The 19,729-nt window shown below is 55.8% G+C and carries 20 protein-coding genes; 17 read left to right on the top strand and 3 right to left on the bottom strand.

Going from position 1 to position 19,729, the window contains the following annotated elements; translation table 11 throughout:
- Positions 1-130: 130 nt before the first annotated feature.
- From ACT3RW_RS17120 to ACT3RW_RS17095, 6 genes are all read left to right on the top strand, one after another.
- The gene (locus tag ACT3RW_RS17120; protein WP_131089633.1) at positions 131-1,594 is read left to right on the top strand and encodes a glycosyltransferase family 87 protein; all 1,464 of its coding nucleotides are present in this window, start codon (positions 131-133) and stop codon (positions 1,592-1,594) included.
- Positions 1,591-3,024 carry a phytoene desaturase family protein gene (locus ACT3RW_RS17115; RefSeq protein WP_444614578.1) on the top strand — a complete coding sequence of 478 codons (1,434 nt, stop codon included), beginning with the start codon at positions 1,591-1,593 and terminating at the stop codon, positions 3,022-3,024. Before ACT3RW_RS17120 ends, ACT3RW_RS17115 begins: the two co-directional genes overlap by 4 nt.
- A gap of 133 nt (positions 3,025-3,157) precedes the next feature.
- Positions 3,158-4,084, top strand: a complete 927-nt coding sequence (locus ACT3RW_RS17110; protein WP_444614577.1) for an ABC transporter ATP-binding protein — start codon at positions 3,158-3,160, stop codon at positions 4,082-4,084.
- 5 nt (positions 4,085-4,089) lie between these two features.
- The gene (locus tag ACT3RW_RS17105) at positions 4,090-4,932 is read left to right on the top strand and encodes a hypothetical protein (RefSeq protein WP_131089630.1); all 843 of its coding nucleotides are present in this window, start codon (positions 4,090-4,092) and stop codon (positions 4,930-4,932) included.
- 34 nt (positions 4,933-4,966) lie between these two features.
- The gene (locus ACT3RW_RS17100; protein ID WP_444614576.1) at positions 4,967-6,262 is read left to right on the top strand and encodes a sensor histidine kinase; all 1,296 of its coding nucleotides are present in this window, start codon (positions 4,967-4,969) and stop codon (positions 6,260-6,262) included.
- The gene (locus ACT3RW_RS17095; protein WP_131089628.1) at positions 6,259-6,963 is read left to right on the top strand and encodes a response regulator; all 705 of its coding nucleotides are present in this window, start codon (positions 6,259-6,261) and stop codon (positions 6,961-6,963) included. Before ACT3RW_RS17100 ends, ACT3RW_RS17095 begins: the two co-directional genes overlap by 4 nt.
- 60 nt (positions 6,964-7,023) lie before the next feature.
- Here the strand turns inward: ACT3RW_RS17095 and ACT3RW_RS17090 are convergent, their stop codons facing one another.
- Positions 7,024-7,449 carry a LapA family protein gene (locus ACT3RW_RS17090; RefSeq protein ID WP_444614575.1) on the bottom strand — a complete coding sequence of 142 codons (426 nt, stop codon included), beginning with the start codon at positions 7,447-7,449 and terminating at the stop codon, positions 7,024-7,026.
- 182 nt (positions 7,450-7,631) lie between these two features.
- Here ACT3RW_RS17090 and ACT3RW_RS17085 point away from each other — a divergent pair, with 182 nt between their 5' ends.
- From ACT3RW_RS17085 to rplI, 10 genes are all read left to right on the top strand, one after another.
- Entirely contained in the window at positions 7,632-8,912 is a 1,281-nt protein-coding gene (locus ACT3RW_RS17085) for a M18 family aminopeptidase (protein ID WP_444614574.1), read from the top strand.
- Positions 8,913-9,003: 91 nt separating this feature from the next.
- Positions 9,004-9,552 carry an LURP-one-related/scramblase family protein gene (locus ACT3RW_RS17080; RefSeq protein WP_131089625.1) on the top strand — a complete coding sequence of 183 codons (549 nt, stop codon included), beginning with the start codon at positions 9,004-9,006 and terminating at the stop codon, positions 9,550-9,552.
- A 192-nt stretch (positions 9,553-9,744) separates the two neighbouring features.
- Positions 9,745-10,236, top strand: coding sequence for a helix-turn-helix domain-containing protein (locus ACT3RW_RS17075; protein WP_444614573.1), 492 nt, complete (start codon positions 9,745-9,747; stop codon positions 10,234-10,236).
- Positions 10,237-10,313: 77 nt separating this feature from the next.
- Positions 10,314-12,404 carry an acyltransferase family protein gene (locus tag ACT3RW_RS17070; protein ID WP_444614572.1) on the top strand — a complete coding sequence of 697 codons (2,091 nt, stop codon included), beginning with the start codon at positions 10,314-10,316 and terminating at the stop codon, positions 12,402-12,404.
- 348 nt (positions 12,405-12,752) lie between these two features.
- Entirely contained in the window at positions 12,753-13,928 is a 1,176-nt protein-coding gene (locus ACT3RW_RS17065) for an ABC transporter ATP-binding protein (RefSeq protein ID WP_444614571.1), read from the top strand.
- Positions 13,925-15,118 carry an aminotransferase-like domain-containing protein gene (locus ACT3RW_RS17060; RefSeq protein WP_131089617.1) on the top strand — a complete coding sequence of 398 codons (1,194 nt, stop codon included), beginning with the start codon at positions 13,925-13,927 and terminating at the stop codon, positions 15,116-15,118. Before ACT3RW_RS17065 ends, ACT3RW_RS17060 begins: the two co-directional genes overlap by 4 nt.
- Before the next feature lie 187 nt (positions 15,119-15,305).
- Positions 15,306-15,602, top strand: a complete 297-nt coding sequence (rpsF, locus tag ACT3RW_RS17055; RefSeq protein ID WP_060703203.1) for a 30S ribosomal protein S6 — start codon at positions 15,306-15,308, stop codon at positions 15,600-15,602.
- A gap of 55 nt (positions 15,603-15,657) precedes the next feature.
- Positions 15,658-16,236 carry a single-stranded DNA-binding protein gene (locus ACT3RW_RS17050; protein WP_131089616.1) on the top strand — a complete coding sequence of 193 codons (579 nt, stop codon included), beginning with the start codon at positions 15,658-15,660 and terminating at the stop codon, positions 16,234-16,236.
- Positions 16,237-16,297: 61 nt separating this feature from the next.
- Complete coding sequence (gene rpsR, locus ACT3RW_RS17045) at positions 16,298-16,537, top strand: 30S ribosomal protein S18 (protein ID WP_013350683.1); 240 nt, start codon at positions 16,298-16,300, stop codon at positions 16,535-16,537.
- 20 nt (positions 16,538-16,557) lie between these two features.
- The gene (gene rplI / locus ACT3RW_RS17040; RefSeq protein ID WP_131089615.1) at positions 16,558-17,016 is read left to right on the top strand and encodes a 50S ribosomal protein L9; all 459 of its coding nucleotides are present in this window, start codon (positions 16,558-16,560) and stop codon (positions 17,014-17,016) included.
- Positions 17,017-17,185: 169 nt separating this feature from the next.
- Here the strand turns inward: rplI and ACT3RW_RS17035 are convergent, their stop codons facing one another.
- The gene (locus ACT3RW_RS17035) at positions 17,186-17,572 is read right to left on the bottom strand and encodes a hypothetical protein (protein WP_444614570.1); all 387 of its coding nucleotides are present in this window, start codon (positions 17,570-17,572) and stop codon (positions 17,186-17,188) included.
- A 9-nt stretch (positions 17,573-17,581) separates the two neighbouring features.
- Complete coding sequence (locus ACT3RW_RS17030) at positions 17,582-17,884, bottom strand: PadR family transcriptional regulator (RefSeq protein ID WP_131089613.1); 303 nt, start codon at positions 17,882-17,884, stop codon at positions 17,582-17,584.
- A gap of 327 nt (positions 17,885-18,211) precedes the next feature.
- Between ACT3RW_RS17030 and ACT3RW_RS17025 the strand changes: the two genes are divergently transcribed.
- On the top strand, positions 18,212-19,729 hold the full coding sequence (locus ACT3RW_RS17025; RefSeq protein WP_444614569.1) for an acetyl-CoA hydrolase/transferase family protein: 1,518 nt from the start codon (positions 18,212-18,214) through the stop codon (positions 19,727-19,729).

Genomic DNA, 19,729 nt, shown 5'->3' with positions numbered 1-19,729 from the left:
GTCAGCAAGCGGTTTACGTGAATCTTATGACTGAGTTTTTGCCGCTTCGAACATCGTCGGCACTAGGTATTGGGATGAAACTTTGGTGTTCAAAGCTGTGAGCAAGGACAAAGCATTTAGGCTGGAGAGTATGCACGAGCCTAACCAGTCACCACCCAAGCGTGGACCTCTGCGTATCACCGTGCCATCACGGGCCGACGGTTTCCTTCGCCAATTCACCGCACTCATCGGTGGTCCCTTAGGACGGCGCAGTGATCCCGGACGAGTAGATCCAGGGTTCTTCAGCGTGGAAAGAGTCATCATTTTGATGACCACCGTGGGAGCATTGCTGATGCTGCTGGCCAAGAACCCCTGCCGAGTTAGCGGTTGGGGTGGCAATAATCCCTACGTTTATGCCTGCTACAGCGACTGGGTGCCACTATTTGGTGCTCGCGGCTTTGCCGATAATCCTTGGGCACCCTTTAGTTCCGGTGCCGAATTTGAATACCCGGTTCTAATGAGCGCGGTGGCTTCCGCCGTGGCTTCGATTGTTCCCCACTCGGTGGCTAACCGCTCATTGATGTACTTCGACATCAATCTCTTGCTGGTCGCGATTTTGTGGATGCTCACCGTGATTTGCACCGTGCGTATGACCGGACGCCGACCATGGGATGCGGCGATGATCGCCATTGCCCCGGGCATCATCCTGGCCGGAAGCATCAACTGGGACATGTGGGCTGTAGCCCTGCTAGCCGGAGGCATGCTTGCCTTTGCGCGTAAGCACACGGTACTTGCCGGAGTCCTGATCGGGCTTGGCGCGGCGATGAAGATCTATCCATTCTTTATCCTCGGAGCACTACTGGTTCTAGCCGTCCGCACCGGGAAATTCAAAACTTTCTGGGTTACCGCCGGTACTGCGGCTGCCACGTGGGTTCTGGTAAACCTTCCATATGCGTTGGCCTTCCCAGACTCGTTTATGCACTTCTTCAACTTCTCCTCAGAACGTGGTGCGGGTTTCTCTAGCTTCTGGCACGCCTGGAATGTAGTGGCAGGCAAGAACCCTGGTCTTCCAATCTTTGAAGCGGACCAGATCTCGCGCTACGGGCTGATCCTCTTCTTCCTGTGCTGCGTAGGGGTGGCACTGCTGGGGCTGTTGGCTAAACAGACCCCACGGCTAGGTTCCATGGCATTTTTGATCATTGCTTCTTTTGTCATGGTCAACAAGGTCTACTCACCGCAGTTCATCGTGTGGCTGATCCCGTTGTTCGTTCTGGCCTTGCCACGCTGGAGAGAATTTGTGATCTGGATGCTGGTGGAAATAGCGCACTTCTACGGGCTTTGGAACTATCTGGACTCGTTCTCCGCGGAAGATCCCATCAAGACCTTCCCGGAAACCGGGTACGTCTTCCTTGTGGCCGCGCATATGCTCATGCTCGCGTACTTGATGTATTTAGTGGCCCGCTCAATTCTGGACCCACGACGAGATCCAATCCGTGCCGTTGGCCAATTGGATCCGTTGGCCGGAGAGTTCGCTGGTGCACCAGACCGATTTACCCTGCGCGGATTGTTCCCGGGGGAAAAGAAAACTAAAAAATTTGCAGGGAGCCAACAGTGATTGACGTTGCCGTAATCGGTGCTGGTCCTAACGGGCTGGCGGCCGCCGCTGTGGCGGCTCGGGCTGGACTGAACGTTCAGGTGTACGAAGCTAATGAAACTATTGGCGGTGCTGCCAGAACCCAGAGTCTGGATGGCTCTGAAGCAAAGTTTGATTTGGGTAGCGCCGTGCATCCGATGGCGCTTCAATCTCAGGCCATGCGTGAATTGGGTGTCCACGACAAGGTGGACTTCATTGTCCCGGAGCTCTCCTTCGCCCATGTGCTTGATCAGGGCACGGCCTATGCCTACAAGGACTTGGACCGTACGGTGCAAGAACTGGGCGGCGAGGACGGGAAGTACTATCAAAAGCTAATTGCCCCGTTAGTTGAGCAGATCGACTCGCTCAGCGATACCTTGCTGAACCCGCTGCTCAAAGTCCCTTCTCACCCATCGTTACTGGCCACTTTTGCGCTTAGCTCGCTGGGCGGGATGGCGTTGAAGAACGTACGCTCCAGCAAATACGAGCGGGCTGCCGCCTTGTATGCCGGATGCGCGGCTCACGTTGCCGGTGGATCACGAGGGCCAGCCAATGCCGGAGCTGGGTTGTTCCTAGCTGCTACCGCGCACGCCAAAGGCTGGCCAATCCCACGAGGTGGCTCCCAAGCTATCAGCGATGCGTTAACAGCCGAAGCCACGGCTCATGGCGCGCAAATTCACACCGGTGTACGAGTGAACCATATTGATGATCTGGCAGCGCAGAACATTCTTTTTGATACCTCGGCCGAAGAAGCCGCAAAGCTCAGCGCAGGTCATCTTTCGGATCAGCTCTCTAGCGCTATGAGCGCCACCCGGCGCTCGCCGGGTAGTTGCTTGGTGCACTTTGTGCTCTCTGAGCCCGTGCCGTGGAGCGACCCGGCACTGGCAACGGCAGGCACCGTGCATCTCGGTGGAAGTGCAGCGCAGGTCGGCAGAGCAGAGCGTGCCGCGGCACGCGTTGGCTCGCAAAAGCCGTTTACCATCGTGGCCCAGCCTTCACTCTTTGATGACTCACGTGTGCCTGCTGGCCAGCACGTTATCTGGGCTTATTGCCACGTTCCGCTGAACTCACCCGCAGATATGAGTCAAGCGATTGAAACGATGATCCAGCGGGCGGCCCCCGGGTTCTCTGACATCATCCTCGAAAAACACGTGGTCAACGCGCAAGAGCTTGAAAAGCAGAATCCAGCACTGATCGGTGGAGATCTCTCTGGCGGCACCATGGATCTTCTGGGCAGTATCAAACGCCCACGAATTTCGCTGGACCCGTGGTACTTGCAATCCAAGGGACTGTATCTGATTTCCTCCGCAGCCCCTCCGGGACCGTCGGTACACGGCATGGGCGGATTCCTCGGAGCCAAAGCCATGCTCAAGCGCGAGTTTGGTATCAAAAACTGGAAGTCAGCAAAGTAAAACCTAGAGAAGAGCATGCACCATCTGGTGCATGCCCTGTTGGCTATCAGGCTGCGGTCTAACCCTTTGGAGGGAGACAAAGATCAGCACTCTGAGCGGTTCAATGCAACTGTATTTTTCGTAGGCTGGTTAAATGATCCAGGCACAGCAGTTGACGAAGACCTACGGTTCCAAAACCGTAGTAGATCAGGTGTCATTCACCGTCCAACCCGGACAAGTCACCGGTTTCCTCGGCCCCAACGGAGCCGGCAAGTCCACCACCATGCGAATGATCGTGGGACTGGCCGCGCCTACCCAAGGCCAGGTGCTGGTTAATAACCGGGACTTCAAAAAATCAAAACATCCAATCACCGAGGTTGGCACGCTGCTAGAGGCAAAGTCCGTACATAAATCGCTGACTCCTTCCTCGCACTTGCGTTCGATCGCCGCCACGGCCGGACTACCCAGCTCCCGTGTCAGCGAAGTCTTGGAATTGACCGGACTAACTGGGGTTCGCCGCAAGAAGATCGGCGGCTTCTCTTTGGGCATGGGGCAACGTCTTGGCATTGCAACCGCACTGCTAGGTGACCCGCAGGTCTTGATCCTGGATGAACCAGTGAACGGACTGGACCCTGAAGGTGTTGCCTGGGTGCGAAACCTAGCCCGACAGCAGGCCGCCGCCGGCAAAACCGTCTTCATCTCCTCTCACCTGATGAGCGAAATGGCGCAAACAGCTGATCATTTGATCGTTATTGGTCGAGGACGCATCATGGCTGATGCGCCGATTAGTGAATTCATTGATAACGGCCTTGCTCAGACCATCGTGAAATCGAGCGATATCGAAGTGCTGATGAACGCCCTGAGCAGCCAAGGTGTGCAACTTCGCCGGATTGACGCACAGACTCTGGAAGTCACCGGACCAGATTCTGAAGTTATCGGACGCCGCGCTTTAGAAACTGGTGTGGCCCTTAGCGAGCTACGCCCGCTGCAGCGCACTTTGGAAGATGCCTACATGGAATTGACCCGAGACGCCGTGGAATACCACTCGAACATTGTTGCCGAGAACCGCGGCGGGAAGTAATAGCCATGACAACTCAGATTCAAACCCCGCTACGCGGCAAAGTAACTCTGGCTGGAGTCCTGCGCAGCGAAGCTATCCGCATGTTCTCGCTGAAATCCACCGGGATCTTGATTGCCCTTTCCATCGTGCTCTATGTAGGCATTGCCGTCATCGCCACTTGGGCTATCGGATCTTTGCTTCAAGACATGAGCGATCCAAGCCAGATGGAAGGCATGGGAACTATGTCCCAGCCAGGCTTTGCCAGCGAAACGCTGGGCTCCGGACTGGTCTTCAACCAGTTGATTCTCGGAGTGCTCGGCGTACTACTCTTCAGCGGAGAATTCACCACAGGGTCCGCCGTCAGCACCTTTTTGGCCAGCCCGCAACGACTTCGGGTGATGACAGCAAAGATTATCTTCACCGTTGTGCTCACCGGTCTCACGCAGCTAGTCTCCACCCTGTTGGCGTTCATCATCGCCAAGCCGGTCGCTGAAAACTACAATCTGACCTTGGAATTTAGCAGCTCTTCATTCCAATCGGTGCTCTGGTACGGCACCCTGGCAGTGATCATGGCAGCCTTGATCGGTTTGGCGCTTGGCGTTTTGCTCCGCAGCTCCGCCGGCGGCATTACGGTTCTGGCCGCAGTGTTCTTCGTCTTGCCGATCATCACCGCCATCTTTGGCTCATATGTGGACTGGCTACCAAACGTATCGGCATTCCTGCCAGACCAGCTGGGTCTGTCTCTGGCTACACCGCTGAGCGCGCCAAGCGATCTAGAACTGTGGCAACAACTGTTGGGCGTTGCCGGATGGATCATTGTTCCGTTGGCTCTAGGCGCGGTCTTGCTTGCCAAGCGAGATATCAAGTAATCAGCGGTTACTGAGAGAAAACTACACTGGAATCATGACCCAACAGACGCTGCAGGAAACTGTCGCTTCCTTTGATGCACTGACCGCCAAGCGAATGGGACGGTTGCGCCTCTACTTGCGCACCCATCCCCGCTTGGTGGTTGTTGGCGTCGTCGGCATCTATTTGTTGATCACGCTGCCTAGCGTCCTGATTATGGCAGCAATGCCGGACACCAACGCGACTGGTCTGTTGGTGGTCACTCTGGCCGTAGGCGCCGCACTGCTCTATCGGCGAAAAGCGCCGATGACCGTGATTATCTTGGTCTTCGTCTTTGAATGTGTTGCCCTGGTTATTGCCGGTCCGCAAGGCGGACTGGGCGGCGTGGGCATGATGATTGCCCTGTACACGGTCGCCACGAGCTATTCGGCCAAACGCACCATTCCGTTGGCTATTCTTGCCGCCAGTTTTCAAACGGTCCTGATGGTATTGATGGGCTTCCCGGAAATGACCGACATGGATTTGGATCAAAGCGACGGAATTGATGAGACCACATTCAGCCGGATTCTCATTGGCGTTGCCGGAAGTTTCATCATCGGCTTCTATATCTCCGCAGCCGTACTTGGCTTGATTGTGCGCAATGCGCGAATCCATGAAGCAGAACTAAATCACTGGGCACGGCAGGTTTCCACCTTGGCCCAGGTTCAAGAACGAAACCGCATTGCCCGAGAAATGCACGATGTAGTGGCCCACTCACTCTCGGTGATGATTGCCCTATCCGAAGGTGCCCGCGTCGTGGCTAAACGGGATCAAACCCGCGCCGACGAAGTGCTCAATGAGCTCTCGGGCACCGGACGAGCCGCACTGGCAGATATGCGTCGCATGCTTGGGGTACTACGTCAAAACGAAACCGGTGAGCTGGAGCCACAACCTACCGGCGGAAATGTCGAGCAGCTCTTGGAGGGATTTAGAACAGCGGGGCTTCCCATTACGTTTACCCAAACCGGGGGAGCACTGCCAGAAGACACCACTTTCCAGCTCACGGTCTTCCGGATGATCCAAGAGTCTCTAACCAACTCATTGCGCTATGCCCGTAACGTCAGTGATGTGCGAGTACGTTTGGAACGACGGCGTGATGAACTGAGACTGGAAGTCATGGACAACGGGGACGCCACCAGAGTTCCTAGTGTTGGTAGTGGTCGAGGGTTGCGCGGCATGCGTGAGCGCGCAGCGCTCTTTGACGGCACCGTAGAAGCTGGGCCGGTAGCCAGTGGCGGTTGGATTGTTAAAGCGGTACTGAAGCTACCCGAATGCAGCGTGAACAATGAGAAGCAGAAGACGGCGAAGGAATAGACGTGGACGAAAAAATTAAAGTCTTGCTGGTCGATGACCAGCCGCTGTTACGAATGGGATTCCGACTGATTCTCGAAGGCGAGGATGACATTGTCATTGTCGGCGAAGCTGCAGATGGGTTAGATGCCTTGACGCAGACGGCCGTGCTGAAACCTGACGTGGTGCTCATGGACGTACGCATGCCAAAGATGGACGGTCTCGAAGCGACCGAACGCATTGCCAAGGCGCATCCGGAAACCAAGATCATTATTCTTACAACCTTTGACCTAGACGAATACGCATTCTCCGGACTTCAGGCCGGCGCCAGTGCATTCCTGCTCAAAGATGTAGCCCCTGAAGAACTAGTGCAAGCTGTGCGTTTGGTAGCCTCGGGCGACGCGGTGGTTGCCCCGCGGGTGACCGCTCGACTGCTGGAAACCTATGTGCGTAATGGCGGTAAGTCAGCTGCTGGTCAGAAGCAAGAAATACCTCGAGATCCCTTGCTTGATGACCTGACTCCGCGCGAACAAGAAGTGCTCCGAGCGCTCGCCGAAGGACTATCAAATGCGGAAATCGCTCACCGCTTCTTCCTTTCAGAAGCTACGGTAAAAACTCACGTCCGCCGAATTTTGACCAAACTGCATTTGCGAGACCGTGTGCAGGCTGTGGTTTATGCCTACGAAACGGGTCTAGTGATCCCGTCTCAGGGTCTGGACTACTGATTCTGAACGCAAAAAATGGCCGCCAAACGTAGAACCTACGTTTGGCGGCCATCCGCGTTTTTAGCGTTTGCTAGTTTTGCGTTGCTTGCGTGCGGTGGCGCGTAATTGAATAACGCGGGCAACCCCGGCGATAGCCACGACTAGGGCTCCGCCGATCGACGCGATGAACAACGCCAGCCCTAGGTTAACTTGGCCCTCATAGGCGAAGTAGCGCAGGGTGACCTGATCTTGATTTTGCGCGATAAAAATAATCAGCAAGATCAGCACAATGATGCCTAAGACCGTGGCGGTCCAAATACGACCCAGCTTGGTTGCCGGAAGCTTTTCCTTAGCCGGTGGCACTTCCCGCTGGGAGTTGCTTGGCCTCGCCGTGCCCGGTTCGGCCACGGGCTCCACAGGGAAACGCTCCGGGTCCGGAGTTTGATCAGATGTAGCCATGATGATCTCGCTTTCGTAGTCTTCAAGTCTGCCTTCAGCTTTGCCCACGCAAGGCTCCAAGTCAAGCATCAGATCAAGGTGTCCGGCTGGTTCGTCACCGGGCTGGCCGGAGCTGAGCCATTAGTAATTACGCAGTGGGCTACTAAGCTGGAGAGCAACCCGAGAATTCAGGCGGGAACCGCATCCTGGATTTCAGTAAGACGATGACAGAAAGAAGTGAGTAACCAGCTATGGCACAAGCCGCAGCAATGGCCCACATTGCAGACCTAGCCGAATACGTCGCAACTTCACCCTCCAGCTACCACGCGGCAGCAACGGCTGCGAAGCGGCTAGACGCTGTCGGGTTCACCGGCCTGAACGAAGCTGATGCGTGGAATCTAGGACCAGGTTCTTACTATGTGGTTCGTGATGGTGCGATCATCGCGTGGGTGCAACCTGAATCGGCCACGGCTACCAGCGGATTCCATATCCTCGGTGCACACACCGACTCACCAGGCTTTAAACTCAAGCCCAAGCCGACCACCGGATCTAACGGCTGGTGGCAGGCAGGCGTAGAGGTCTACGGAGGACCGCTACTGAACTCTTGGCTGGACCGTGAACTCATCCTTGCTGGCCGTCTGGTGCTTAAGGACGGCACGGAACACTTGGCTCAGACTGAACCGATCCTGCGCATCCCACAGCTGGCGATCCACCTTGATCGCCAGGTCAACGAGGGCTTGACCCTAGATAAGCAGACCCACACCAACCCCATCTTCGGAGCCGGGGATCTGGCTGATGCAGATATTCTTGCCGTCCTGGCCGAATCGGCTGGCGTGGATCCAGCTCAGGTAGCTGGCTATGACATCCTTACCGCACCAGCGCAACGTGGTGAGGTATTTGGCCAAGGCAAGAACTTCTTCGCCAGTGGCCGATTGGATAACCTCACTTCGGTGCATGCCGGAATCATCGCGCTGACCGATCATTCGAGGAAGCCGTCGGGTAAGCGCATTGCCATGATGGCTGCCTTTGACCACGAAGAGTTGGGCTCCAGCTCACGCTCCGGTGCGTGCGGTCCTTTCCTTGAGGAACTGATCAACCGAATCCAGGCTTCGCTGGGTGCAGGGGTGGAAGACCAAGCGCGTGCGCTAGCCAATTCGGTGTGCCTCTCTGCTGATGCAGGCCACGCAGTGCACCCGAACTATTCGGAGCGCCACGACCCAGTCAACCGCCCGCAGGTTAATGCCGGGCCGTTGTTGAAGATCAACGCTAACCAGCGATACGCCACCGATGCGGTAGGCGCTGCGGCCTTCGCCAACTGGTGCGAGGCAGCCGGAGTTCCTTACCAAGAGTTTGTATCCAACAACCGCGTTCCTTGTGGCTCGACCATCGGTCCGCTGACTGCCACACGTCTGGGTATCCGCACCCTCGACGTAGGTGTCGCCCTGCTGTCCATGCATTCGGCCCGTGAAATGTGTGGCGTGGATGATCCTTGGTACCTGTCCAAGGTGACTCGTCAGTTCTTCGGAGCATAATCCCGATCTAGCTCAAGGCCAGCAGCGATGCTGGCCTTGAGCTTTCCCGGCAGGCTATCGGCGGAAGAATCACAATGGCATAATCATCAGCATGACGATATTTGCCCAAGATATGCTCATTTTTCAACAGACCCGAAACTTCTCGAAAAATGATTTTGCGATCCTTGACGCCGCTGGCATGCAGGTTGCTCATGTCGAAACCGGCGGAAGTACGCTGGGACGGATGTTTGCTGGTGCGCGTGAGCTGACGGTCTTTGACGGACCACAGCGACCGGTTATTAAGGTCAAGGACACCATGACCATGGGCCGCGACCGCTTTGAAATCTTTGATGGAAATGACGCTCCGCTGGCGAGCTTGGTCAAGCGGATCACGTTTTTCAAAACGCGCGTCACCATTTCAATGCTTGGCGAAGAACTGGATCTATTGGGCAGCATCTGGGATTTTGATTTCCAGATCACCAACTCCCAGGGCGTACTTGGCACCGTTACTCGTCAATGGTCAGGTATGGGCAACGCACTGATGGGTAAATCGACGTATGCCTTGCACTTGGCCAGCGAGTTAAGCACACAACATCGCCAAGCAATTATCGGTTCTGTCCTGGCCTTGGACCTTATTCGCGAAAAGCAACAGCGCAATTGATGTCCACGGTGAAGTCGTTCCTCCGAAATAACCTGCGACAGGCAAGAACAATAGTATTCCCTGTTTGGAATATTCCATCAGGACAGGTCAGTAGCCTGTTTAGCAATCTGTCGTGCGCTGTCGGGAAACAGTCGTGCGACTGTCGCGACAATGTCGTGGTGCTTTCGTGCACTTCATCGATAGCTTTATGCCATGAATGAATCACGGATTGCAGAACTTCGCCGCACCAAGGGCTGGACTCAAGAACGACTGGCCAAAGAGAGCGGAATTACTGTCAGAACTATTCAACGACTTGAAGCCGGCAATGATGCCAGCCTGGAGTCCATCTCGCTCGTAGCCAGAGCACTGGACGTACAAGTCGGTGAACTATTCCAAAGCGTTCAAACCCCCAATTTCTCTCAAGCTGTTGAAGGGCTTGAATCCAGAACCCGTATCGAACAAGAACGACGAGACTCAATCACACAGGGGATCATGATGATCTTCCGTGGCGTAGGTCTTTTGGTTACCTTCGGCACCGTCATCCTAGGCACAGCGGGAGGAGTCGGCTGGTACGTCTGGCTGATAATTCCTATCTACTGGGGCGCTGGCAAGGTCCTTCTTGACGCGTTGATGCGGTTGAGTCTTGATCCCAAATTGGATGCCAAATATCCACTGTCCGTGCCCAGCAGGGACGAAGATAGCTAAGCTTCCCATCAGCAGTTTTCTCCGCGGATACCGTTTGATTACCTGCTGTTCATCCCGAACTGGTCAGATCGAACAATATGAGTTCGAATTCCGTGCAGGTCAAAAATTTCAGACCAGAAATCCAAGCACTCCGTGCGCTGGCAGTCCTGCTAGTGGTTGCCTACCATCTGGAGCCCAACGTGGTCCCGGGCGGCTATATCGGCGTAGACATCTTCTTTGTCATTTCTGGTTTTCTGATTACCTCCCACCTGTTGCGCGAAGCCGAACGTAGCGGACGAGTGAAACTGTCGGCGTTTTTTGCCGGTAGAGCTCGACGCATCCTGCCCGCCGCCATGCTGGTGATTCTCGTCGTTGTGGCGGCCGGGGTCATGATCCTGCCGAAGACCCAGTGGGGCACACTGGGTACCCAGGCATTGGCCTCAGCCTTCTCCGTGCAGAACTGGGTGCTGGCCGCTGATTCTGTTGACTATCTGGCCGCCGAACAAGCGGCAGGACCGCTGCAACACTTCTGGTCCCTTGGAGTTGAAGAACAGTTCTATCTGTTCTGGCCATTGTTGATCTTGGCGGTGTGCTGGCTGGTTAAGCCCAACCTTCCCGGATCACATTCGGATCAATTTGCCACTCGCCGCAGATGGCTGTGGATGGTCTTTGGGACGGTAGCACTCTTATCTCTGGGGTACTCGGTGTACGCCGGATACTCGGGGGACGCCGCCGGGTACTTCGTGACCACCACCCGCATCTGGGAGTTGGCCATTGGCGGGTTGCTGGCATTGGGTGCGCAAGCACATGCCAAAGATGCCCTTCGTCTGCCACGATGGGTCACCGCTTGGTCCACACGGAATCTGGCGGTACTACTATCGCTGATGGCCATCGGTATCGCCGCCTTTAGTTATGACGGCGCAACGGTCTTCCCCGGCATTGCAGCAGCCGTGCCAGTGCTGGGCTGTGCGGTAATCATTGCCGCCGGCAGTACCCGTGGCCCAGGTTCTTTGCACCAGCTCGTGAATTGGGCGCCGGTGCAGTGGGTTGGTCTCGCCTCGTATTCGCTTTATCTCTGGCACTGGCCACTGATCGTTTTTTACACCGAACTCTCCGGTGGCAAACCAAAACCCTTGCAATCCCTTGCGCTGTTGGCTGGGTCCCTGATCTTGGCATGGGGGAGCCTAAAAATCGTGGAAACTCCGATGCGCCGACTTCGCTTCTTGGCAGTTTCTCCGAGACGGTCATTGGTCGCTGGGGTGGCCATGGTTGCTGTGGCCGCTTCGGTGGCACTACTTCCTGGCCTGGCTCAAGAACGCATGGTTCAACAGGAGTCGCGCGTGGCAGCAGCACTGGCCGAGAAACCTCCCGAGGGTTTTGGCGCAGCATCCCTGTCGCACGGTGCTCCTGCCTTTATCACCGATGAGCACCAAGTAGTCCCGGTTCCCGCGGAAGCCGCCAACGACCTGCCTGACATCGGTAGTTGTGTGCAGAACCCACAGTCGACGCAGATCAAAGAATGCGAGTTCGGGAGCAAGGACGGGACCTTCACCGTGGCGTTGGTGGGAGACTCGCACGCGGCTCACTGGTTCGAAGCGCTGAACGACTACGCACTGAGTAAGAGGTGGAAAGTAGTCACTTACCTGAAGAACTCTTGTCCCTTTAACGCTGCTCAACGCAAAGCCGATCAAGACGGAAGCATTAACTGCCAAGAGACCTTTGAGCAGAGTATGGATGCGCTGACCAAGCGGAACGACATCGACGCGGTAGTGACCTCAAGCTGGGGTGGGTCAACCTTTGTTTCTGATCCAGCAAAGGGTTTAGCTGCCGCCTGGGCTGAACTCGAGGACGCCGGAAAGCCGGTTTACGCAATCGTTGATACTCCGCGGCCTCCGAAAGATTCCTACGCCAGGGACTGCGTGGAGCAAAACATTAATAACCCGCAAGCCTGCTCGTTCCCGCAAAAGGGCGCCTACGAAAAGGGCGATGCCACCAAGGCCGCTGCCAAACTGGAACCGCGAGTGAAAGTCTTGGACTTCAGCGACCAGTTCTGCGTGAACGGCACCTGCCCAGCGGTGGTTGGCAACGTCCTGATCTACCGGGATAAGCACCACATCAGCGACACCTACATGAGCACACTGGTGCCGGTATTTGGGCAACGACTGCAACGAGCCATCGACTCCAAATAGGTAGTCCAGCCACAGCTGCGACATGCTTCAAACCTCAAGAAACGTGTGCCACCACTAGATCTGAATGCTGAGCTGAATCATTGGCCAGAGGCTAAAAATCGGCCAACCACGACGGCTAACACGCAACAGGAAACTTGTGAAGACTGGAGAAATAGCTCGTTGATTAGTACGTAAAGCAACGAAGTATATGTCGTTTTGTTGACCTGAGACTTAGTCTCATTCACGACATAGAGTCGATTCGTGACCTTGTAATGAGCTCGAGCATCGTCGCCGGTCATAAAGGCATCATTGGAAATTTCGATCATCAATACTCGGTGGAAAGCAAACAGTTTCCATCGGAGTCCAACATTGAGCCACGTAATTTTCGAGATTGACCAACAGGCGGGCCAAAAGTTCCGCGACGAGCTTTTGACCCATGACTCAGAAATTGAGGTTGTGGCAGGATCACCAGCGACTGTTCCTTATCTCCACGACCGAACCGCGGATCCCACGCGTTATCTAGCGCTTGCAGCACAGCGCACGGATCATCTGGTTGTACTTCGACAGGGTCAGGTTCAGGAATCTGGCACCTCCTCACAGATCTTTGAGAATCCTCAAACCGAATACGCGAGGAAATTGCTTGCGGATGTTCCTTCACTCAATACCGAACGTTATCGAGATGCTCGTGGGCCCTTAAACGACTCAAGTGCACATGAGAAGGATGCGATCTACGTTGAAGACGTAGTACGACACTTTGGCCACTCCGCTGAATTGGTGAAGGCCGTTGACGGGGTCAGTTTTGAGGTCAAACGGGGCAGTACCCATGCGTTGGTAGGTGAGTCGGGGTCCGGTAAGACCACCACGGTACGGATGATCGTGGGGTTGGAAACTCCTGCTGCCGGCAGGATTTTCTTATCCGGGCAGGATCTAACTAATCGCAGTACCAAAGATTGGCGCGAAGCCAGGCGCCAACTGCAATTGGTCTACCAGAACCCGTTTGCCTCACTTGACCCGGCCTGGTCGGTAGCCACGATCATCGCAGAACCATTGGCCCGGCTGAAATATGGATCGCGGGCGCAGCAGAAGGTAAGAGTACGCGAGGTTCTGGCAGAAGTCGGGCTGGATGAATCTTTCCTTTCCCGCCGTCCAGCCCAACTCTCCGGAGGGCAACGCCAGCGTGTGGCCATTGCTCGAGCGCTGAGCCTGCGTGCTGAGATTCTCGTGCTGGATGAACCAACCTCAGCTCTGGATGTCAGCGTTCAGGCGGACATTCTTGACCTGCTAGCAGTTTTGCAGCGCGAACACTCGTTGACCTACTTGTTTGTCTCCCACGACCTAGCTTTGGTTCGTCAGGTGGCAGACACGGTATCGGTCATGCGTCGTGGAGTTGTTGTGGAAAGCGGAACGACGCAGAAGATCTTTGAGAATCCAGAACATAGCTATACCCAAACCCTTATTTCCTCCGTTCCTAGTTCACGTGGTGATGTCACCCAAGGTGTCCAGGAACAGAGCCCAAGCCACATTTACGCAGGAGCCATCGCATGACAACCGCTACCGCACTACCTGCCTCGGAACTCGTTGGACGGTTCTCCAAACCGCAAGGTTTTGGTGATGCGACCCTGCGCAGTCCTCGCGCTGATTCCATCGAACTCTTAGGTGGCATTCCTGACCCTCACGTTCTTCCTGTGGCCCAGTTGGCTGCCGCCACGGAACGTGTGCTGTTCAGATCCGGAGTCCCAGCACTGCAGTATTCAAGAACGGAGGGAATAGCCGAACTTCGCCAGTGGATAGCTGCTCGCGAAGGGGTTGCGGTTGATCGCATTATCATCACCAATGGAGGGTTCCACGGCTTGTCGCTGGCTATCCAGGCACTGATCAATCCGGGAGATCTTGTTGCCGTAGACAACCCGATATTTCCACTTTTCCTGCGCGGATTGGAACTGGCTACTACCAACATCCTGCCGATTCCGGTAGGGGCCGCAGGACTAGATCTGGACGCATTGGAAAGCCAACTGCGCGCTGGCGCACGGCCAAAGGCGCTCTATACAGTGCCAGACTTCCACAACCCAACGCAGGGCTCACTTTCGCAGGCGGACCGGCAACGACTTGTTGACTTGGCCGCCCACTATGGCTTTGTGCTCTTGGCTGATAACCCATACCGTGAGCTTTACTTCGGGTCAGCAGGTGCATCACACCGAGAATTTAATGACTCTGAAAACGTCATTCACATCAACACCTTCACCAAGACGCTTGGCCCGGGATTGCGTTTAGGTTGGCTTGTGGTGCCGAACTGGCTGAAGTCAGATATTTCCGCGCTGCGAAGCCGGCAAGATTCTCACTCCTCAACGTTGGTGCAAAGTATCGTTGCGGAGGCGTTGACCAGCGATGAGACTCTATTTGATGCAACCCTCGACAAGGCGCGAGCCACCTATGGCAACAGAGCTCAGATTCTCGCAACGGCCATCGAGGTCGAGACCCAGGGAGGACTGGAAGTACAAATTCCGGACGGAGGACTGTTCCTATGGCCCCGAATCGCCAGTGATCGGATCGACCCCGCTAAGCTCTCAGAATCCGCGAAAAGCCATGGTGTGGACTACCAGCAAGGTGCCTTCTTCCCCAGCGGACCGGGCACCGACGCTGCACGGCATCTCAGGCTCTCCTTTGGCCACGTCTCCGAAGAAAATCTCAAAGAGGGCGCTCGCCGGATTGGTTTGGCGTTTAAGGAGCAAAGCTAAAACCCGGAGAAAGTCAGCCTTGTCATGATGTGCACCACCATGACTACAGCTCAGAGCAACTCTGGGCTAAACTAGATAAGTCTGTGCAACCGCATGCCCGAATGTTGGGTGTCTGGTGCTCAGATAACGCAAGAACCTCCTGTTGCGGAAATACCGCGACCGTTTAGCCCAAAGGAGGTGGGTTCACATGCGTGCTTATGAACTTATGGTCCTCATTGATCCAGAGGTCGATGACCGCACCGTAGAGCCAACCATCGAGAAGTACCTCGAGGTTGTCCGCTCCAACGGTGGCACTATCGAAAAGGTTGATGTCTGGGGACGTCGCAAGATGTCTTACGAGATCAAGAAGAAGGCAGAAGCCACCTACGTAGTGGTGAACTACACCGCAGAACCAGCAGCTTCGGCTGAGCTTGAGCGTCAGCTTAAGATCAACGAACTGATCCTGCGCCACAAGGTCACCCGCCCGGAAGAGGCTCGCGTTTAATTACGCCAAACCTTCAGTCGTAAGAAATAACGTTCAATCTTTTTAAGGAGAGTCAATGGCAGGCGAGACTGTTATTACCGTTATCGGAAACCTGACCGCCGATCCGGAGCTGCGTTTCACGCCGTCCGGTTCAGCCGTAGCGAACTTTACGATCGCTTCGACTCCTCGCACCTTTGACCGCCAGTCCAATGAATGGAAGGACGGGGAAGCCCTGTTCTTGCGTGCATCGGTTTGGCGCGAGGCTGCAGAGAACGTTGCTGAAACGCTGACCAAGGGCATGCGAGTCATGGCTCAGGGTCGTTTGCGTTCACGTTCTTACGACACCAAGGAAGGCGAACGTCGCACCGTAATGGAGCTTGAAGTCGATGAAATCGGCCCATCACTCCGTTTTGCGTCCGCCAAGGTTACCCGTACCCAGCGCTCCGGCGGTGGCAACGGTGGCTTCGGCAATGCCAATGGTGGCGGTGGAGGATTCTCCAACGCACCACAGCAAGGTGCCCCAGCGCAGCAGCCGCGTCAGCAGCAGCCGCAACAGGGTGGTGGCTGGAACGCTCCAGCCGCTGACCCATGGAGCACCGGCGGAAACAACGGTGGCGGCTGGGGTAACCCAGGCGCAGACGAACCACCTTTCTAAAAATTATTTATTCACCATCCCGCAGATCACTCTGCGGGCTCCAAACCTAAGGAGCTCCACGATGGCTAAGGCTGAAATCCGTAAGCCCAAACCAAAGTCCAATCCATTGAAGGCCGCTGACATCACCGTCATCGACTACAAGGACACTGCATTGCTGCGCAAGTTCATCTCTGACCGTGGAAAGATCCGCGCTCGTCGAGTGACCGGCGTTTCCGTTCAGGAACAGCGCAAGATCGCACAGGCAATCAAGAACGCACGTGAAGTAGCCTTGCTACCTTACTCCGGCGCAGGCCGCGGCTAAGGAAGAGGGGATATAACATCATGGCAAAGATCATTTTGACTCACGAAGTATCCGGTCTCGGTGCTGCTGGCGATATTGTTGAGGTAAAGAACGGCTACGCCCGTAACTACCTTCTGCCACGCGGTTTCGCAATCGTCTGGACCCAGGGCGGTGAAAAGCAGGTGGAGTCGATCAAGGCTGCACGTGCTGCTCGCGCCGTTGCAAACCTTGAGGATGCTCAGGCAATTGCAGCTAAGCTGAAGTCCCAGCCGGTTAAGATCACCATCAAGGCTGGTTCTAACGGACGCCTATTCGGCACCGTCAAGACCACCGATATCGCTGACGCCGTTGAGGCAGCCGGTCTGGGTAAGATCGACAAGCGCAACATCGAGGTCAACGACCACATCAAGTCGACTGGCAACTACACCGCAACCGTTCGCGTTCACGCTGACGTTGTTGCAAACCTGCGTCTGCAGGTTGTTGCTGCCGCAAAGAAGTAAGTCTTTTAGACTCACCTTCTGATCAACAGGTGGCGTGCATTCCTAAGGGAATGTACGCCACCTGTTGGCGTTTAATACAGTGTTCTGGCGTGTTTGCTCTGCGAAGTAGTTCAGTCTAGGCAAATGTCGCCCATGCGCGAGCTCCGAGCTTTCCACGTAGTTGCTGAACTTACCGGCTGGCCCGTGAACGGAGCAATGATCGGGAGAAGTCGACAATAATTCCGGCCGCGATCAATCCGAAGACTGGTAGCCAAGTGATTGCCCAACCCGAAAAGGCATTCGCCTGGCGGTCCCGGAAAATGATTGTCAGTATAGCCCAAAGGGCGGCCAGTAGTATGCCGACCACGAGGAATGCCGAGTGGCTCTTTGGGGATGCGGTGGAGGGGAAAGACGTCGCGTAGTGTTCGGGGGTTCCGAAGCTGGCGACGGCATCTTCGTAGCTAGTGGCTTCGGATTCCACTTCCCTAGCGATGTCGCGGGTAGTTGCGGGCTCCACGTTGCGTAGTGAAAGGCTGTAGCGCAGCTCATCGATGTAGGTTTTGAGGGTGCTTTCCATGAAGGTCTCCTAGGTGAACTGTCGCAACCAGCTATTGAGGGAAGTCAGAGTCTGGTGGCCCTGGTCGGTGATTTTGAAGATCTTGCGTGCTGGCCCACGGTCAGCAATTTGCCAGTCGGAGATGATGTCCCCGGACTCTTCCATCGATCGAAGTAGTGGGTAAAGAGTCCCACTCTTGACGCCTGATACCCCGAGTTCTTCGAGTTTGTTCAGCATGGAATAACCGTGAACGGGTTCCTCGGCCAGTTGGCTCAGAAGAACAGCCGGAAGCATGGAACGCTTAATCTGTTGAAGTAGTTTGTTTTGTTCCATGAGCTAAGTATGAATTCTACATAGGTTCATTTCTATACTCCTTCAGGATGATCTTCGCTGATCAGCACTGATTGCAGTGCCATTCCTTGGTTCAACTGCGTGGAACGAAGAGCTCTGCGGCCAGACCGACTACCAGTAGAGCTAGCCGACCACAGTGCGCAAGACGTTGACCGGCCACCGCAAATAGCGCGCAACTCATCGAGAAAAGCGCCATCTACTGCTCTGAACGCCCGGACGTGGTCTCAGTGACAGGCGAGAACAGCTAAGGTAATCCGGTGAGATGCGGGTTATAGACCTACGTCACAAAGATGTTTCGAAGGGGTAATTTTGCACGAGCGTATTCAACACCGGGCCTTTGCTGATCTCTTGATGAGCGCCGAGCAAGCGGCAACATTCATCAAGCCGGGCATGACCGTCGCAATGAGCGGCTTCACCGGTGCCGGATACCCGAAGTCCGTTCCCGGGGCATTGGCCGCCCAGATGGAACGCCAGCATGCAGCAGGCAAGGACTTCAAAATCAACGTGCTCACCGGTGCTTCAACCGCACCAGAGTTGGACGGTGTGCTTGCCAAGGCTGAGGGCATGAATCTGCGCCTGCCGTACATGTCCGACCCTGAGCTGCGCCGCCGCATCAACGAGGGCAACATGGAATACATGGACATCCACCTGTCCCATGTCGCCCAGCACGCCTGGTTCGGCTTCTACGGCAAGATCGACGTGGCCATCGTGGAAGTTGTCGGCGTGACCGCCGAGGGCGACCTGATCCCTTCCAGCTCGGTAGGCAACAACAAGACCTGGCTGGAGATGGCCGACAAGATCATCATCGAGGTCAACTCCCAGCAGTCCGCCGCCATGGACGGCATGCACGATATCTACTACGGCACCGCCCTGCCGCCGCACCGCAAGCCAATCGACCTGACCACGGTGCGCGACCACATCGGCCAGAAGTACCTGGACGTCGACGTGAACAAGATCGTCGCGGTCGTGGAAACCGACGCACCGGACCGGTTGAGCCCCTTCGCACCAGTAGACGAGACCAGCGAGAAGATCGCCGATCACCTGCTGGGCTTCCTGGACTCCGAGATCCGCGCCGGCCGCCTGTCCGAGAAGCTGCTGCCGCTGCAGTCGGGCGTCGGCAACATCGCCAATGCCGTGCTCGCTGGCCTGGCCCGCGGCGGCTACAAGGGCCTGACCGCCTACACCGAGGTGATCCAAGACGGCATGCTCCAGCTGATTAAGGATGGCACCATCGAGTTCGCCTCCGCTACCAGCTTCTCGCTCTCGGCCGACGGCATCGAGGAGTTCAACAAGAATGTTGAGCACTACCGCGAACGCATCTTGCTGCGCGCTCAGGAGATTTCAAACCACCCGGAAATCATCCGCCGACTGGGCTGCATTGCGCTGAATGGCATGATCGAAGCCGATATTTACGGCAACGTGAACTCCACCAACGTGCTCGGTTCGCACGTGATGAACGGTATCGGCGGCTCGGGCGACTTTGCCCGCAACGGTTACCTGTCGGTGTTCATGTCCCCATCTACCACCAAGGGTGGCAAGATCTCGGGCATCGTTCCTTTTGCCTCGCACGTAGACCACACAGAGCACGACACCATGATCCTGATAACCGAACAAGGCTTGGCTGACCTTCGTGGGCTGTCTCCGAAACAGCGCGCTCAGGTAGTCATCGATAACTGCGCCCACCCGGACTACCGCCCAATGCTGCAGGACTACTTCGATCGTGCCCGCAAGTACAGCTACGGCAAGCACACCCCGCACCTGTTGGGTGAGGCCTTGAGCTGGCACCAACGGTTCCAAGAAACCAGTGACATGCGCCCGGCCAGCTAG

This window comes from Glutamicibacter sp. AOP5-A2-18, assembly GCF_052446055.1.
In the GTDB taxonomy this organism is placed as follows: domain Bacteria; phylum Actinomycetota; class Actinomycetes; order Actinomycetales; family Micrococcaceae; genus Glutamicibacter.
The sequence above is the reverse complement of the archived record's forward strand: the minus strand, read 5'-3'. Positions and strand labels throughout refer to the sequence as shown.

Coding starts and splice junctions, on each gene's coding strand:
- rpsR (WP_013350683.1), top strand. CDS start 16,298: ATGGCTAAGGCTGAAATCCGTAAGCCCAAACCAAAGTCCAATCCATTG.
- rplI (WP_131089615.1), top strand. CDS start 16,558: ATGGCAAAGATCATTTTGACTCACGAAGTATCCGGTCTCGGTGCTGCT.
- ACT3RW_RS17030 (WP_131089613.1), bottom strand. CDS start 17,884: ATGGAACAAAACAAACTACTTCAACAGATTAAGCGTTCCATGCTTCCG.
- rpsF (WP_060703203.1), top strand. CDS start 15,306: ATGCGTGCTTATGAACTTATGGTCCTCATTGATCCAGAGGTCGATGAC.
- ACT3RW_RS17100 (WP_444614576.1), top strand. CDS start 4,967: ATGACCCAACAGACGCTGCAGGAAACTGTCGCTTCCTTTGATGCACTG.
- ACT3RW_RS17070 (WP_444614572.1), top strand. CDS start 10,314: ATGAGTTCGAATTCCGTGCAGGTCAAAAATTTCAGACCAGAAATCCAA.
- ACT3RW_RS17080 (WP_131089625.1), top strand. CDS start 9,004: ATGACGATATTTGCCCAAGATATGCTCATTTTTCAACAGACCCGAAAC.
- ACT3RW_RS17035 (WP_444614570.1), bottom strand. CDS start 17,572: ATGGAAAGCACCCTCAAAACCTACATCGATGAGCTGCGCTACAGCCTT.
- ACT3RW_RS17050 (WP_131089616.1), top strand. CDS start 15,658: ATGGCAGGCGAGACTGTTATTACCGTTATCGGAAACCTGACCGCCGAT.
- ACT3RW_RS17110 (WP_444614577.1), top strand. CDS start 3,158: ATGATCCAGGCACAGCAGTTGACGAAGACCTACGGTTCCAAAACCGTA.
- ACT3RW_RS17085 (WP_444614574.1), top strand. CDS start 7,632: ATGGCACAAGCCGCAGCAATGGCCCACATTGCAGACCTAGCCGAATAC.
- ACT3RW_RS17120 (WP_131089633.1), top strand. CDS start 131: ATGCACGAGCCTAACCAGTCACCACCCAAGCGTGGACCTCTGCGTATC.
- ACT3RW_RS17075 (WP_444614573.1), top strand. CDS start 9,745: ATGAATGAATCACGGATTGCAGAACTTCGCCGCACCAAGGGCTGGACT.
- ACT3RW_RS17060 (WP_131089617.1), top strand. CDS start 13,925: ATGACAACCGCTACCGCACTACCTGCCTCGGAACTCGTTGGACGGTTC.
- ACT3RW_RS17105 (WP_131089630.1), top strand. CDS start 4,090: ATGACAACTCAGATTCAAACCCCGCTACGCGGCAAAGTAACTCTGGCT.